Origin of the sequence: Sphingobacterium sp. JUb56 (assembly GCF_014191365.1) — a bacterium.
GTDB lineage: Bacteria > Bacteroidota > Bacteroidia > Sphingobacteriales > Sphingobacteriaceae > Sphingobacterium > Sphingobacterium anhuiense.
In genome coordinates this window covers 1,276,487-1,292,430 of sequence record NZ_JACHWL010000001.1, presented here as the reverse complement: position 1 = coordinate 1,292,430, position 15,944 = coordinate 1,276,487, and the positions used below count along the sequence as shown (strand labels likewise).

Annotated in this window: 13 protein-coding genes; 5 read left to right on the top strand and 8 right to left on the bottom strand. The window is 34.8% G+C overall.

All coding sequences use genetic code 11. The features are described 5' to 3' along the window. Window positions 1-54: 54 nt before the first annotated feature. The 3 genes from FHR29_RS05185 to FHR29_RS05175 form a co-directional block, all read right to left on the bottom strand. Window positions 55-477: a hypothetical protein gene (locus FHR29_RS05185; protein WP_183912881.1), complete on the bottom strand. Its 423-nt coding sequence runs from the start codon at window positions 475-477 to the stop codon at window positions 55-57. Between the two features lie 93 nt (window positions 478-570). Further along, window positions 571-945, bottom strand: a complete 375-nt coding sequence (locus FHR29_RS05180) for a DUF1304 domain-containing protein (RefSeq protein ID WP_206368295.1) — start codon at window positions 943-945, stop codon at window positions 571-573. Between the two features lie 78 nt (window positions 946-1,023). Beyond that, entirely contained in the window at window positions 1,024-1,866 is an 843-nt protein-coding gene (locus FHR29_RS05175) for a universal stress protein (RefSeq protein ID WP_183912879.1), read from the bottom strand. 383 nt (window positions 1,867-2,249) lie between these two features. Between FHR29_RS05175 and FHR29_RS05170 the strand changes: the two genes are divergently transcribed. Further along, the gene (locus tag FHR29_RS05170; protein ID WP_021188317.1) at window positions 2,250-2,924 is read left to right on the top strand and encodes a hypothetical protein; all 675 of its coding nucleotides are present in this window, start codon (window positions 2,250-2,252) and stop codon (window positions 2,922-2,924) included. A gap of 155 nt (window positions 2,925-3,079) precedes the next feature. On the opposite strand, the gene FHR29_RS05165 is transcribed toward FHR29_RS05170, so the two are convergent. Together FHR29_RS05165 and FHR29_RS05160 are read right to left on the bottom strand one after the other, a co-directional pair. Beyond that, window positions 3,080-4,495, bottom strand: coding sequence for a Gfo/Idh/MocA family oxidoreductase (locus FHR29_RS05165; protein ID WP_183912877.1), 1,416 nt, complete (start codon window positions 4,493-4,495; stop codon window positions 3,080-3,082). Between the two features lie 11 nt (window positions 4,496-4,506). Continuing rightward, a complete protein-coding gene (locus FHR29_RS05160; protein WP_183912876.1) occupies window positions 4,507-5,898 on the bottom strand; it encodes a DUF1080 domain-containing protein in 1,392 nt (463 codons plus the stop codon). Window positions 5,899-6,586: 688 nt separating this feature from the next. Here FHR29_RS05160 and FHR29_RS05155 point away from each other — a divergent pair. Continuing rightward, complete coding sequence (locus tag FHR29_RS05155; RefSeq protein ID WP_183912874.1) at window positions 6,587-8,527, top strand: oleate hydratase; 1,941 nt, start codon at window positions 6,587-6,589, stop codon at window positions 8,525-8,527. 90 nt (window positions 8,528-8,617) lie between these two features. Here the strand turns inward: FHR29_RS05155 and FHR29_RS05150 are convergent, their stop codons facing one another. Then, window positions 8,618-9,418 carry an AraC family transcriptional regulator gene (locus tag FHR29_RS05150; protein WP_183912872.1) on the bottom strand — a complete coding sequence of 267 codons (801 nt, stop codon included), beginning with the start codon at window positions 9,416-9,418 and terminating at the stop codon, window positions 8,618-8,620. Window positions 9,419-9,486: 68 nt separating this feature from the next. On the opposite strand from FHR29_RS05150, the gene FHR29_RS05145 reads away from it, so the two are divergent. Together FHR29_RS05145 and FHR29_RS05140 are read left to right on the top strand one after the other, a co-directional pair. Then, on the top strand, window positions 9,487-10,626 hold the full coding sequence (locus tag FHR29_RS05145; protein WP_183912870.1) for an Atu1372/SO_1960 family protein: 1,140 nt from the start codon (window positions 9,487-9,489) through the stop codon (window positions 10,624-10,626). 202 nt (window positions 10,627-10,828) lie between these two features. After that, window positions 10,829-11,335, top strand: coding sequence for a GNAT family N-acetyltransferase (locus FHR29_RS05140; protein ID WP_183912868.1), 507 nt, complete (start codon window positions 10,829-10,831; stop codon window positions 11,333-11,335). Window positions 11,336-11,379: 44 nt separating this feature from the next. Here FHR29_RS05140 and FHR29_RS05135 read toward each other — a convergent pair whose 3' ends face one another. Continuing rightward, on the bottom strand, window positions 11,380-14,037 hold the full coding sequence (locus FHR29_RS05135) for a DUF5916 domain-containing protein (RefSeq protein WP_183912866.1): 2,658 nt from the start codon (window positions 14,035-14,037) through the stop codon (window positions 11,380-11,382). A 274-nt stretch (window positions 14,038-14,311) separates the two neighbouring features. On the opposite strand from FHR29_RS05135, the gene FHR29_RS05130 reads away from it, so the two are divergent. Next, complete coding sequence (locus tag FHR29_RS05130; RefSeq protein ID WP_183912864.1) at window positions 14,312-15,565, top strand: hypothetical protein; 1,254 nt, start codon at window positions 14,312-14,314, stop codon at window positions 15,563-15,565. Between the two features lie 28 nt (window positions 15,566-15,593). Here the strand turns inward: FHR29_RS05130 and FHR29_RS05125 are convergent, their stop codons facing one another. Beyond that, window positions 15,594-15,935 (bottom strand): Rieske (2Fe-2S) protein, encoded by a 342-nt coding sequence (locus FHR29_RS05125; protein ID WP_183912862.1) that lies wholly within the window; start codon window positions 15,933-15,935, stop codon window positions 15,594-15,596. Window positions 15,936-15,944: the final 9 nt, after the last annotated feature.

Here is a 15,944-nt window from a genome sequence, read left to right as displayed (position 1 = left end):
CCATAGGATACTGATGTGAAGTTCTCTAAAACTTCAATTCAGAAACAAAATATTTTATGTAAACTGGGGAGGACGAAAAGGATTTCCTAGATATATTTTATTATAATTAACTGGGATATAAGCAACTTTACTAGATTTTTGTATAATAGGACTTAAGAAACAATGTTGAATTTCTTTGATCCAATCAACTTGAACCATTGCATTATCAACCGGAAGGCGATCAGATTGTTCCTTTTTCTTGGATTCTGCGATTTTCTTAGCCAAAAAACAAGTACCTTCACAATGCAACATCGGTTTATCTTTGTTCACACAAAAATACTCCTTGATATAGTTGACATTCGCCAAATAAAAAAGCGTAGGAACAAACGGTTTCATTAGAAAGACCATAGTCATTGTCATAATAAAAATTCGTCCTAGATTCATTCTTTGTTGAAAGTCAATTTGGGCAAAAATAGCTTTTATAAATATCCAAAACAAAGATTATCTATTAAAAATAAATATCAAATACTAAAGTGAATATTCACACAAATAAATACAACAAAATATATAACAGTTAATTATAAAACTTTTCTAACTTAATAATAGAAGTATAATTCCAATCAAAGCTGGTAATGCTTGCTTAAAAAAAATACCTTTTTCTGCTGTTGCAGCCCCATAAATACCCGCTATAAAAACACAACTTAGAAAAAACAAAGCTATATTATGTTGCCATAAAGAGTCTCCTATTAAAAGCGACCAAAAAAGACCAGCAGATAAGAAGCCGTTGTAGAGGCCTTGATTTGCGGCTAGAACTTTGGTATCCTTAAATAAGTGTTTAGGTAAAGATCTAAATGTTTCCTTACCCTTGGTTTCCCATGCAAACATCTCTAACCATAAAATATAAAGATGTTCTACAGCAACAATACCAATCACAATTTTTGCTGTAATTCCAATAATTCCTTCCATGTAAGTAATATAAAAATGAATTTAATCAATATTTTTTAATAAGAGGTTTATCAATAATATATAGTAAGAAATTAACACTTACCTTTTATGCATCAGTAATAATGGAATACTGGTATTTAATGTTAACTTTTTTGTTTCGCTTTTATGAAATAAATTTTCTAAAAAACCTCTTTTAAGAGGTACTGCAACAATGAGTCCAACTTGTTTAGACTGTGCAAATTGTAGTAAAACCGGCACGGTATCTTTGCTTTTTAAATAGTGAAACTCAGGATTGAGATCATCGATAAGCTCATGTAAAACGGTCTGCTCCTGTACTACAGATACCGCATCCATATCATTTTCCTCACCAACATTGACTACAAAAAGATGTGCGTTTAGATCATGTACAAAATCTTTTAGCTTCTTATCAGGAAGAATTTGAACAATATTTTTTAGGTCGCAAGCCAGCATTACATTATCCATACGATATGATTTCGAGTTTGAAGGAACAAGCAGAAGATCTAAACTATGGTTTTTCAGTAAATGGGCAGGTATTTTTCCAACACTGTTTTTACCCCCATCATCACTTCCATTTATACCTAATACGACAAGATCAATATTCTTCTCCTGTACGATTTCATGAACAGCCTCAACAACAGGTTTAGAGTCAATCAAAACATCGATCTCGACATCTTGCAATGCTTCTAATAATTCATTGCGAAATTTTTGAAGTGTGGCAATTGAATTTTCAAATAATTGATGTTCATCACCTAGAATAGGAATTTTAATTCCATCAGGCACCAATGTGTCAATACCTTGAGGACCAAATGAATGATAAATCAATATCCGTTCTATACCAAGCTGTAATCCATTTTCTTTGATATAACCTATTGTTTGCTCTGTAGCGGAAGAAAAATCGGTGAGAATAAGAATAGACTTCATAATCAAATCATTTAATTGATAGCTACATATCCATTTTTCTAGAAAATAATTGACCAATAAATCAATATTTTCCACATTAAATATCCACACAACAATTATGCCTGTATAATGAACCTAACACAGTAAAAATGACAACGATTACATTAAAATAAATCATCGAATCGAGTACTGGCTTTCATTGATTTTAACACTAATTTTCATTAAATTAGTAATGAACTAATCTATGAGCAAGATCAATGGATTAATATTGAGCCTTATAAAAATTTAGGGAAAATACTTTCAAATCAGAAAAGAGCATGTTCGGCACCTCATTAAATCATTAATAAACGATCATAAATGACTTCAAAACTATACGTACACTCAATAAACGAAACCACTACAAAATGACTAATTCCAAAATTAAAGTGATCATCACCGGCGCAAGTGGAATGGTCGGAGAAGGTGTCCTACAGGAATGCATTGCTGATGATAAAGTTCAAAGTATTCTTGTCATTGGTAGAAAACCTTGTGGATATTCGGGAGGGAAAATTAAGGAAATCCTGCACAGCGACTTTAGTACTATCTCCGTTATTTCTGATCAATTAAAAGAATATGACGCATGTTTTTTCTGTGCCGGAATTTCATCTTTAGGCATAAATGAAGATCAATTTACCAAGATTACTTATGATCTAACCTTAGGTTTTGCAAAAACCTTTGCTGAGGTCAATCCCAATAGCATATTTTGCTACATATCTGGAGCGGGTACGGATAGCAGTGAAAAAGGGAAACAAATGTGGGCAAGAGTAAAAGGAAAAACAGAAAATGATCTTTTGAAACTTCCTTTTAAATCTGTTTACAATTTCAGACCAGCATTTATGAAGCCCAATAAAGGGGCTAAAAATGTAAAAGGATTTTACAGAGTAATTAACGCTATTTTTCCATTATTGAGAGCATTCAATAAAAACTATTTTTTAACGTTACAAGAGGTAGGAAAAGCGATGATAAATATTACTGTTAACGGATATCCATCACATACTATAGAAGTTAAGGATATCGCAATTCTTGCTAATAATAAATAAGGATAATCCAATTTCCCTTAGTTCCTATTAAAAAATATTATTCACTAAATATGCACCACATAATTATTTTACATATTTATCCCCTATAATCCAATAGAGCAATTTGCGATTGCTCTATTGGTATTATTCGACAACAACTATCTTTCAAACTAAGGCTACATGCGATAATACTCCTCCCACCCTTTTGCAGGTGGAGGGCCGGCCAATAAAGCATTAGCAAAAATGTCATTGACAATTTCGTTCTTTTCAGAATCAAAAATAAGCTTTGTATTTAAACGCTGTGCAATAACACCTAAACAAAAAACTTGACTCAATGGCCCGGCTATTTCAAACGGCGATCTTGTTTTTTCTTCACCTTTACATCCCTTTAAGAAATTAGCAAAATGGTCTGATGGCGAATTTGGTACCACAGGTAACTTTGACTGCAGTTCTTGCGCTTTAGATTCTGGAATGATTTGTAACGTACTTCCATGTGAACCGCCTTTAAATAGAAGATCTTTACTATAGATAATTTTACCTGGGTTCAATTTTGCTGGTTCAAGCTTCCCTGTACTTGGTGCAGGAATATTTGGATCTAATCCTGAAACACCATAACCTTCAGGTATCGGAGGAAGATTGTTCAATCCATCGTACCAATTAATATCTACTGCAGGCATTCTCCTTCTTTTTGGAAAATGAAACTTAAGTGTAGAAGACATCGGAAAGAAATATGAATTATGTCCTTCCAGATTAACGGCTGTAATTTCAGTAGGTAAACCCAGATTAAGAAATTCATGAGCAGTATCCAATATATGTGCTCCCCAATCACCAAGTGCGCCCATGCCAAAATCATACCAGCATCGCCATTGCCCATTGACGAAATCTTTATTATAGTCATGCCCCATAGTCTGCATCTGCCACAGATCCCAATCCAATGTCTGAGGAACAGCTGTAGCAGCTGGAAACCTTTTCATATGCACATCCCAACCATGCCATCTACGAGGCATATTCATGTGTGCATCAATACGCGTCACATCCTTAATAATTCCAGCATCTTTCCATGCTTTAAATTGAAAATAATTAGATTCCGAATGTCCCTGATTACCCATCTGCGTGACTAGCTTGGGGGATTTCTTTGCTTTATTTGTCATCAATTCAACTTCCAGAAAAGTTCTTGCCATAGGTTTTTCTACGTAGACATGCTTCCCAAGATCTAAAGCTAACATTGTAACCGCGAAATGGGAAAAATCAGGTGTTCCAATACTTACAGCATCAATCTGATTAGACATTTTATCAAACATAATTCTGAAATTCTTAAATCGGGGTACATCAGGAAACATCGAAAGAATCTCCTGTGTATGTTTAGCGCCCAGATCAACATCGCAAAGGGCAACAATATTACATAAACCGGTCTTATATAACGATTTGATGATTTCTCCAGCTCTGTTTCCCAAACCTACGCAAGCTAAATTAACACGTTCATTAGGCTTCGCCAAATTAATGTTTCCAAATACACTATTTGCCATTAATACAGCTCCACCCGCTAACGCAGATTTTTTCATAAAACTTCTACGCGATAAATAATGATTCATACTTTTATAATTTAGTTACTAGCATTGATTTTAATACTTCGGAATGATACTTGATCGCCATGATCCTGCAATAGAATATAACCTTCATTAGCCTCTCCAAAATTCACCCAATCCTTATATTTGCTTTTTGCAACCAAGTCCTTAAATTCTTTAGAACCTCGTTCATAGCTCAACATTTTAACACCATTCAAATAGTGTTCAACTTTATTATCGGCAGTCACTACAACACGACCTCTATTCCACTCACCAATTGGTCTGCGAGCACGTCCATCTTGATTTGATGTCATCAAATCATACAGTGAAGCCAATGTACGATTGCCATCTCTACCTAACTTTGCGTCTGGATGCAGCTTATCGTCCAACACCTGATACTCCAAGCCTATAGCAGATCCTTTTGTCTTCTCTTTGAGTGTTACAAAATATTTAACGCCGCTATTAGCTCCCGGACTGAGTTTAAATTCAAATGATAGATCAAAAACCTTATATTTAGCTTTTGTCACAATATCGCCACCATTAGTGGACTCACCACCATTGGACTTCAAAACCATTAATTGCCCATCTTTTACTTCCCAACCCTTTTCCGGAAATTTTGCCCCATTAACACTACGCCACCCATTGCTGCTCTTTCCGTCAAATAGCAATTTAACTCCATTTTTTTTCTCAGAAGCAACTACGTCGTTAGGTTTTAGATTTACGATGTAAATATCTTTAGGAAAAGCACGAGATTTTAAATTAGAAGTTTGGATCTTGATATTTTTAAAGTAAACCTTCTTTCCATCTAATTTCTCAGGTATACTATGTACTTGTAGACCTATAAATCCAGATCGGTCAATTGTATCCACGACATAGGAGACCGGAATATCATTTACCCAGGTACGTAACTCATCTCCAATAGCTTCAATGCGGATATGATTATATTCTTCTTGCTTATAAGCCTTCTTTGCATTTTCATTTAGATCCAGCGGATAAAGCCAACTACGACGTGCCTCATCATATATTCCACCTGTCCATGATCTTGAAGTAGGATCAATTTCAACCTGACGACCATACACCCGGCCAAGTCCGCCATTCGCAGTAGGGTCTAAATGACTCCGTGTCTGAATACCCGAATTTGTTTGGTCTCCCTCAAGTTTCACATCTAGCTCTAATATAAAATCACCGTATTCCTTATCGGTGATTAAAAATGAATTAGGTGTCCCTTTAGTCATCCGTCCAACAATAGCATCCCCTTCTACAGAATAGGGTGCCTTGCCTCCTACAGATTTCCAGCCATTTAATGTTTTCCCATCAAATAGACTCATCCACCCTTTTTCTGTATCTGTATTCATCTGAGCATATGAGAATACGCCATTACTTAACATTGCACCGATAAAGACTGCTTTGACAATTGCATTTTTTTTCATTGGAATTATATTTTTAAACAAGATGAATCACGTATAAAGCATGAATTGATCTATAATAGTTTCACCTACATAATTAGTTATTGAGCACAAGGCTCATTTTATTCATATTTAATCAATATGATCAGGACAATCACTATATGTTTTCACATAAATTGCAATGATAAATGCTTTAGTAAAAACAATAATTAAAGAATTTATGAAATTAACTCATAAATATGATTATTGATCAAGAAATAATATAAAACGGTTTACAATTGAAAACATACATCATGGTAATTTTTCAATCAGTTGGTTTATCATTTTATTAAAATTAAAACAATAGTATCAATTACATCTCTAAAAATCCACCAAAACAAATTAATTATTTACGAAAACGTTTGAATATGTCACTTATAACACATACTTACATTTCATATGCTACACTTAAAAAAAACAAATTAGCGCATTTAAATAACCGCAAAAAGATGAATTTACATTAATTAACAATTATTTTAAACAAAAATCTATTAATTACTGTTATGGAATCAGTAGCGATAGTGAAAAAATATTTCATTAAGTAAGGTACTTAAAAAGCATCAATTAACATATTAAGCGAACCAGATTAGCTTAGATTTTAGAATGGAAAAATAAATTTTAAAAAGAATGCTCATTATTTAGTAAAAATTAGAAATAAGAAAAAATCAGTATCATGAAAGAAATCACCTCAAAATTTGAAAAAGTACTTAATGCATCTAGTTCTTATGGTAATGTAAATCACGAACCCGATTCAAGCAAAGAACAACAGCGAAATACTCCTCAGAAATCAATGCCATTTTCCGATCAAATTGGTAATTATCAACGCAATAAAGGTATTCCCCCAAAATCTTATCGAAATAGTAAAGTGTATATTATTGGAAGTGGTATTGCAGGTATGTCGGCCGCTTACTATTTCATAAGAGATGGACATATTCCTGCAGAAAACATAGTCTTTCTAGAGCAACTTCACATTGATGGCGGTTCCCTGGACGGATCTGGGAATGCTACAGAAGGCTATGTGATTCGGGGAGGACGAGAAATGGATATGACCTACGAAAATTTGTGGGACATATTTCAAGATATTCCTGCTCTTGAAATGCCTGAACCTTATTCAGTTCTTGATGAATACCGTTTGATCAATGATAATGACTCCAATTTTTCCAAAGCACGGTTGATCCATAACAATGGAGAAATTAAGGACTTCAGCAAATTTGGATTAGCAAAATTAGACCAGCTTGCTATCATTAAACTTTTATTAAAGAAAAAAGAAGATTTAGACAATATCACGATATCGGATTACTTTAGTGAGTCATTTTTGAGCAGTAATTTCTGGACTTTTTGGCGAACCATGTTTGCTTTCGAAAACTGGCATAGTTTACTGGAGCTAAAACTATACATGCATCGCTTTCTACATGCTATTGATGGGCTAAATGACCTATCTTCGCTTGTATTTCCAAAATATAACCAGTACGACACCTTCGTTACACCATTACGTCGTGTATTACAGAAAAAGGGCGTTAATATCAGATTAAATGTATTAGTTAGTGATCTACATATTCACAGCAATACGGAAGGGAAAACCGTCGAAAGTATCATTACTGAACAAGATGGAAAGGAAGTAATCATTCCAGTAGGAAAGGAAGATTTTGTGATCGTTACTACAGGCTCTATGACCGAAGATACGTTTTATGGCGACAATAAAACAGCACCCATTATTGAAATCGATAACAGTACAAGTGGACAAAGTGCCGGATGGAAATTATGGAAAAATCTCGCTGCTAAGTCGGAAGTATTTGGAAAACCAGAGAAATTTTGTAGTAATATTGAAAAGTCATCGTGGGAATCAGCTACATTAACTTGTAAACCTTCTGCTTTAATTGATAAACTGAAGGAATATTCGGTAAACGATCCATATTCTGGAAAAACAGTTACTGGAGGTATAATTACGATTACAGATTCCAATTGGTTGATGAGTTTTACCTGCAATAGGCAACCCCATTTCCCTGGACAACCTGACGATGTACTCGTTCTATGGGTATATGCATTGTTTATGGATAAACAAGGTAACTACATCAAAAAAACAATGCCAGCATGTACAGGAGATGAAATTTTGAGCGAATTATGTTTTCATCTAGGTATTGTGGATCAATTGGATGATGTGATTAAAAACACCATAGTAAGAACTTCATTCATGCCATACATCACCTCCATGTTTATGCCTCGCGCCAAAGGAGACCGCCCAAGAGTAGTCCCAAATGGTTGCAAAAATTTAGGCCTTGTGGGGCAATTTATTGAAACAAATAATGATGTCGTGTTCACCATGGAAAGTTCGGTGAGAACAGCACGAATCGCAGTATATGAATTACTGAACCTGAATAAGCAAGTTCCAGATATTAATCCTTTACAATATGATATCCGCCACCTCTTGAAAGCGGCTAAAACTTTGAACGACGATAAGCCTTTCGTTGGAGAAGGTCTATTAAGAAAGGTATTGAAAGGTTCATACTTTGAACATATTTTACCAATAGGAAGTAACGAAAATGATGATCATGAATCTTTTGTGCAAGAACAGATCACCAAGTTTAAAGACTGGATAAAAGGTATAAAAGGCTAATCAGCAACATTAAATCCAATGTAATTACAACAGTTACATTGGATTTTTTATTTTAATCATCGCAAACGATACAGTTAAAAAGAGATTTTCTTAATATTTCCTATTTGGATGATTTCGCATAATGGAATAATAAGACGCTGTAAAAGCAGCTAAACTTTTATATCCAACCATAAAACCAATTTCACTTAAAGTATGTTGTTTCGTATCGATGAGCTCAATACTCTTGAGCACCCGAATAAGTTGTATGTATTTTTTTAAGGTTATTCCTGTTTCCTTTTTAAACAAACGCTGCAGTGTACGGATTGACAATGTGGACTGCGCGGCAAGTTCTTCAATTTTAAGGTTTATAGTATAGTGATTATTTATATAATTGCAAACAGACAACAAACGTTGATCTCCAGGTACAGGTATTTGTAAGTAATTGCTCTCTTTGCAAAAATTAGGCAGACTAGTCTGCAATGCTTTTAAGAATATAGCCTGTTCTTCATCCTCATTAAGAAGTTTATTCCATTTTGATGCGTAACGAAGCATCTCTATTAAAACAGCCGGTGCAGGAAATACATGAATGTCCTGAAAAAAACTGTTTTCTAAATCAGATTTAAATAAGACGACCATAAGTTTCACCTGTGAAGCTTCCGAAACAACACGATGTTTGAGACCCGAAGGAATCCAGATAACATGATTTTTAGGAACAAGGTATATATTACGATCCAGATGAAAATACTGGTACCCCTCTTCTACAAAAGTTAATTGACTTCGCGCATGAAGATGCTCATGTTCATCATGTTGCCAATTATCTTCATACCAAACATACATATCCTTTGGAATAAGATCTACATAGATTCCTTTACCTTGTTCCGTAAGTCCGCATTTCGATCTGTCGTTTTGCATGTTGTTTTTGGCAAATTTACTAAAAATGACTTACCTAATTTTGTAAGTGAACATAATAATTAAGATCTATGATTAACTTACGTAATATATTAATCGCATTAATATCAATATTTTCAATTGTAGCACACGCACAACAAAAAAAAGCGCGTGTACTTGTACTCATACATTCCGACAATGGAAGCACTTATGAGCTTGCTAAAGAATTTGCAAAAGGACTAGAAAGTTCCAATCAAGCAGACGCAATTATCAAAATGGTTAAAAAAAATGAGCAAGCAAAATTAAAAGAAATTCCTGTTGCTACCCCAAATGAACTTTCATCATATGATGGAATAGCTTTTGGTTCACCCATTTATTTTGGGAACATGAGTACTGCTATGAGCGAATTTTTATCAATGACTGTCGATCTTTGGACAAAACATGGTTTGGAAGGTATGCCTGCTACCGTTTTCATGTCTGCAGGTAGCGGCGCGGGTAAAGAACTAGCCATTCAATCCATTTGGAATAGCCTCGCTGTACATGGGATGGTACTCGTTTCAAATGGCATTCGTGGTAATGAAAAAATTGACGTCAAAATTCCACAAGGTAACACGGTATTGGGTACAACAAGTCTTTCCTCTGCAAAAAATGTCGAAAGACCAAGCGAAAGTGAGCGCTATTTAATTAAGCTCCAAGGTGAAAATTTTGCCAAAATTGCACTTGCCTTAAAAGGCACCTTCTTTAAGAGCACTGTTCCTTTGTTAGAAAATAAAACAACAGTTGCATCAACATTAAAACAAAAAAAGATTACACTACCAGAAGTTCCCCAACCAGCAGGTAATTACAAACCTTACATTCGTACAGGTAATTTAATCTTCATCAACCAGGTAGCGTTAAAAGACGGAAAGATTCTTAACCCTGGAAAATTAGGAAAAGAACTCAACGAACAACAAGTAAAAGAAGCGACCAGAACAACAATGCTGAATGTGATAGCTGTGCTAAACGAAGCTGTTGGCGGAAATCTCGAACAGGTTAAACGCTGTGTTCAGTTAACTGGAATATTCAATACACCCGAAGGTTATACCAAGCATGCTGACTTAATGAACGTAGCCTCTGATCTTACAGTTGATGTTTTCGGAGAAAAAGGAAAGCATGCCCGCGCAACATTTGGTGCATCTTCCATTCCTGTAAATTCTGCTGTTGAAATTCAAGCTATCTTTGAAATTGACTAAAAAAATTAAGCTTCATTGTTCATCAGCTAAAAACTTCCATTTGGTCCTAGAGCTTATAGAAATCTGGTGGATCCCTATCTTTTTCAATTGAATCCCATTATCCTTGCCCTGTTAAAGGAAAAAATAAAATATATTTGCCACAGATCACCAAATGATGTTACTAAAGCGAAAATAAGCAGGTACATCAGAAATTTATTTAGAAATGGAAATAAGAAACAGCACAGCTCATGATATTGAGGATATCTTCAAAGTTTACGAACAGGCCTCAGCATATAAACTACAAGTTGGTAATAAAGGTTGGAAGGGGTTTAAATTAGCTCAGGTACAAAAGGAGATCGATGAAAATAGACATTTTGTTATACTAGAAGGATCAGTTGTAGCTTGTACATTTGTACTTACTTTCAAAGATGATGTTATCTGGAAAGAATCTGCTAACGATAACGCAATTTATATTCACAGAATAGCGACAAATCCTCTATTTAGAGGAAATTCTTATGTAACAAAAATCGTCGCTTGGGCTAAAGAATATGCAATTGCAAATGAAAAAAAATTCATTAGACTAGATACTCATAGTGGGAATGATAAAATAAACAACTACTACATAAGCTGTGGTTTTATATTTAAAGGAGTAAGTCAAATTAAATGGACCACAGAATTACCTGAACATTATAAAGAAGGATCATTTAGCTTGTTTGAGATAGCATTATAAAAAAACTATTCGCTTCTTATCCTCAGCAAGATAAGAAGCGAATACTACATATTGATCCAATAATTGATCTTCATCATAAAAGTATTGCTTGCGGGTAACCCAAACATCCGATCTAGATTATTTCCCCAGCCGGTTTGATAAATCTCGTCACGATTAGATCGATTATGTTCCCAGACAAGATACAAAGTAGATCCAGGAAGATACTCCCAGCGCGCAACTAAGTTTGAGCGAAATTCATTAAAACTAAAGTTTGGATCTTTGAACTTTAGCACATGGTTTCCTTTATCAACTTCATAAACACCTGAATTAAAACTTATTTCCTCTGCAGTAAACGTTCTAAAACGATCCTCATAAGTGTGAGAATTTGTATTCGCGGCTTCTTTAAAGTGATCATATTTAGCAACTGAAGTGAAAGGAGAACCATAATATTGAATTGAAATATCAGGTGTTAGATTCATCTGCATATTTAAGGTAATACCATAGGTTTGTTGTTTCATACGCCCCATAACATAGGTCGTGCGATCTGTACTGTTTTCCGTTGGTAAAATACTATTTACATATTGCAGATTATCTTTATTCCATGCATAATTTAGCTGTCCTGTAAGACGAACATGGTCCCCTAACCGGAAGATCATACTTGGGTGTATTGCATTATACCCTGTCTCTTGTTCCAAATAGTGTCGCCCATTATAATCTAATTTAAAAACGATCCGTTTTGCACGATCTGAACTAACCATTACATTAGATTCAAAATTAGAATTCAATCTTAAGTCTGGCCCTCCACGAAGTTGACGGCTATCAATGGTATTCCAGTTAAAGGTTTCCTTGATATCCATTTCGATACGACGTTTCGTACTTAAACTCCTCCAACGGAGTGCAATATTATTATTAATAGCCTTTCCACCATAATTCCACATATTTTTCTGCGTTAGATTAATTCCTGCAAAACGAAATGGGCCCCATGGATCTGTTTTTCGATAGGTGATCTCAGATTCATTAAATTTAAAATCAGATTGACGAAGATACCCCACATTGTTAAGATCGAATCCCGGTGATGACCAACTAAAAGTTTCTGCAAAATTCCATTGTGCATTTCCTCTCTTACCCACTTTTACATAACCACCTGTACCTTGTAAGATCTTCTTATCCGGATCTAAATTCAGATACCCCGAGCCTGATTCACGTTGATAATAGTGGGTCGCATTCATTTTCGTATTAAGGATCGCATCCGCTGAGCCATGTAAAGTACTGAACATACCTTTTGCATCGATATAGTAAAGACGCTTAGCAAAGTACTGCGTAAAATCAACTCCACTTGTGAAAGCATTTTCAACCATTGCATCTTCCAGATGTTTTCTTCCTAACTTACGATTTACCGAAGTTACCATACCACCTAATAGCGTATTACCTTCCCAATTTTTTTGTACACGAGCCACCGTATAATTGGTTAAAGGCTCTGTAATCTCTTTATCGGGTTCACCATTTCGCATCAGTTTAGAAGTAGTCTCCGCAGTAATGCTTTCCAGAAACCCAACTGTAACACCATTTCTGTTCGTGCCCGTTAACTTCATAGCACCTAAAATGGGAATAGGATTTGGTGTGCTCGCAAAACTTGTCAGATTATCTATATTTTTGGGTCGATAAGTAGGCATTGCTCCTATTCTACGGGAGTAAAACATCATCCCCTCTTCATTATTATCAAACTCCAAAATATGTTTACCTTCAAGAAAAAAAGGTCTCTTTTCATCATAAAAAATCTCGAAAGCAGATAAATTCATGACCGACGGATCCAGTTCAACCTGACCATAATCTGGATTTATAGTCATATCCAGTGTAAAATCATTCAGTGCAAATTTCGCATCTAAACCCGCAGTGGCTTGCCACCTGCTCCCTTTCTGAAAAGGGCTGTTAGGTACTTTCGGATTTCGGACAAATTTGCTCATCGTGTATGGCAAAAATTCAATTCCTCTTGGCTTTGGCAAGTCTGTCATACCGTGCATCTCTCCAAAAGAAAAAACATGTCCATTATTTTTTATTGGAATTAAACTCCAATTCTGGACCTCATTATTTCTCCGAATGATACGCCTTACGTGTAAACCCCAAATACCATCTTCATTTTTCTGATTATAACGTAATTGACTAAAAGGAATCCTCAGTTCTGCCGTCCAGCTTGAATCTGCAAGGTCGATATTCGTCCGTCCTTCCCACACAGTATTCCAACTCAGATTGACAGATAATTTATCCGTCACCGTCAAATCTGTCTTATTTCCCCCCAGATTAACATTAAATTCAGATGCCACACGATAATCATGATAGGTGTCAAATGCAATACTGATCAAATCTCCATTACTGTTATCATCGCGATTACCAATAAATGCATTCATGGTTTCCGGGTGTACATCCTTACAATAAACTCCTACATAAACATTTTCATCATCATAAAATATTTTCATCCGAGTCCATGAGGGTGTATAAACGCGTTCAAAAGGAATTACCTGAGAAAACTTTTCCGACCATTCTCCCTTATCCTTCCATATAGTTTCATCCAGTTTCCCATCAATTCGAGGCTGTTCTCCTGTAAGTTTTGTAATATGATACGCTCTTTTATAAGCGCTGTCTAAAGAAACGACCTCTTTTCTTTGATCCTGAGCCTGACATAGACTATGGATGAACAAAGAAGCCAGGAAACAATAATATTTCATAAATTATCCAATTATTTTTGTAGGTTCTATATAATATTGGTGTTATATATAAGTCAATCGACCAAGTTAAATAAAATAAATCATACTATAATTGAATTTGCAACAGATTATTAAGATAACTTCCTTTGTTAAGAATTAAAATTCAAAAAAAGCATACCGAACTCAGTTCCTAGCATCAATCTATAAACATCCCAACAATATTTCTCGCAAGTAAATGGAAAATTAAATGAAAACACTATCTTAGTAATCAATAGCTAATTATTTAAACCTTTTTATGATTAATTACACTAATAACACGACCATATACTGGAGTTTTGGAAAAAAAATAGGATTCCGTTTTTCTTTCGTTTTTATTTTATTATTTATAGTGATATGTAATAACGGTTCATTCCCTCTTTTCAGCTTCATCAATAGACCATTGATTATGCTAATGCATATCTGTACACCATGGTTTTCGAAAAATATATTAAAATATCAATACGACTATTCCATTTTCTCCAACGGTAGCGGAGATACTTCTTATGACTGGGTAACACTTCTGATATTAGTTATCATTGGAGTTCTGGGAACCATCATTTGGACCTTGATAGATACTAAAAGAAATAATTACAATAAGTGCTATTATTGGTTGACGGTCTTTATTCGCTATTACATTGCATTCATGCTCATCAACTATGGTGTAAGCAAATTGATGCATGCGCAAATGCCGCCTCCAGGATTGACCAAGCTTATGCAACCTCTAGGTGAATTTTCTCCAATGGGATTGGCATGGAATTTCTTTGGTTTTTCGAAAGGATACAATATTTTTATTGGCATTGTGGAGGTAATGGCAGGCCTACTCCTGTTTAGGAAAACAATGGTTTTAGGCGCTTTAATCACAGTGGCTACAAGTTTAAATATAATGGCCATAAACTATTTTTACGATGTACCTGTAAAGTTGATGTCAACTGCACTAGTCTTATTATCGGTATTTTTATTACTTCCATATCTCAAATCTTTAACAGATCTTTTTTTCAAAGGCGAGTCTAGTCAACTTAAGCAAATTAATAGGCCAGTGTTCAATAGAGCATGGAAAAAGTGGGTTGCATCGATATGCAAAGTCTTAGTGATTATGCTGTTTATCTCAACCCAGCTATTTGGTGTTTTTAATCAAAAAAAATTAATAGCACAATATTTAAAAAAATCGCCATTATATGGTATCTATCAAATTGACACAAGTTCACAAAAAAGAGTTAGCATACCCAATGATTGGTCATTTCTAATCTTTGAATATGAAGGAAATGCACGAGCTCGTGATAATTTTTACAATGTACAACGAATCGGAGTCGGCTTTAATACATCAGAAAATAAGATGACCTTAAACAATTACACCTTTGATTATAAACTGGAGGAGAATGGTGATGTGCTATTAAAAGTAAAAATAAAAGAGCGATTGGAAGAAATCAGACTTAAAAAAAGAGATCCGAAAACATTTGAGTTAATGAATCGTGGTTTTAACTGGATACAGGAATATCCGCACAACAAATAATTGTATCCAATCATTAATCAAAAAACTCTTATTTAAATAGCCTGTTAAAGAAAGAACCTGAAGATTCAATGGCAACATACAATTCTTCATTTTCAACTTTAGTAGGGTATATCTTAATAAAATCCCCTTGTCCGGGACAACCTTTGCCACTTGTCAAATTAAATCTATGCCGGTGATAAGAACAAACAATCTCTTCACCTTCGCACCAAGCCGTTACAAATGAAGCTCCCGCATGTGGACATTTCCTAGAAAATGCTTTCCAGCCATTTGCATTATGCAAAATACACAACCGGGTACGCCCCGCTTCTACCTCATAAATTCGGTCTTCAACATAAATACTCGTCTTATCGATCTTATACCATTGCAACATAATTAAAGA

Excerpts from the sequence above, each read along its gene's own strand:
- FHR29_RS05180 (WP_206368295.1), bottom strand. The coding sequence starts at position 945 with ATGGAAGGAATTATTGGAATTACAGCAAAAATTGTGATTGGTATTGTT.
- FHR29_RS05175 (WP_183912879.1), bottom strand. The coding sequence starts at position 1,866 with ATGAAGTCTATTCTTATTCTCACCGATTTTTCTTCCGCTACAGAGCAA.
- FHR29_RS05170 (WP_021188317.1), top strand. The coding sequence starts at position 2,250 with ATGACTAATTCCAAAATTAAAGTGATCATCACCGGCGCAAGTGGAATG.
- FHR29_RS05165 (WP_183912877.1), bottom strand. The coding sequence starts at position 4,495 with ATGAATCATTATTTATCGCGTAGAAGTTTTATGAAAAAATCTGCGTTA.
- FHR29_RS05160 (WP_183912876.1), bottom strand. The coding sequence starts at position 5,898 with ATGAAAAAAAATGCAATTGTCAAAGCAGTCTTTATCGGTGCAATGTTA.
- FHR29_RS05155 (WP_183912874.1), top strand. The coding sequence starts at position 6,587 with ATGAAAGAAATCACCTCAAAATTTGAAAAAGTACTTAATGCATCTAGT.
- FHR29_RS05150 (WP_183912872.1), bottom strand. The coding sequence starts at position 9,418 with ATGCAAAACGACAGATCGAAATGCGGACTTACGGAACAAGGTAAAGGA.
- FHR29_RS05145 (WP_183912870.1), top strand. The coding sequence starts at position 9,487 with ATGATTAACTTACGTAATATATTAATCGCATTAATATCAATATTTTCA.
- FHR29_RS05140 (WP_183912868.1), top strand. The coding sequence starts at position 10,829 with ATGGAAATAAGAAACAGCACAGCTCATGATATTGAGGATATCTTCAAA.
- FHR29_RS05135 (WP_183912866.1), bottom strand. The coding sequence starts at position 14,037 with ATGAAATATTATTGTTTCCTGGCTTCTTTGTTCATCCATAGTCTATGT.
- FHR29_RS05130 (WP_183912864.1), top strand. The coding sequence starts at position 14,312 with ATGATTAATTACACTAATAACACGACCATATACTGGAGTTTTGGAAAA.
- FHR29_RS05125 (WP_183912862.1), bottom strand. The coding sequence starts at position 15,935 with ATGTTGCAATGGTATAAGATCGATAAGACGAGTATTTATGTTGAAGAC.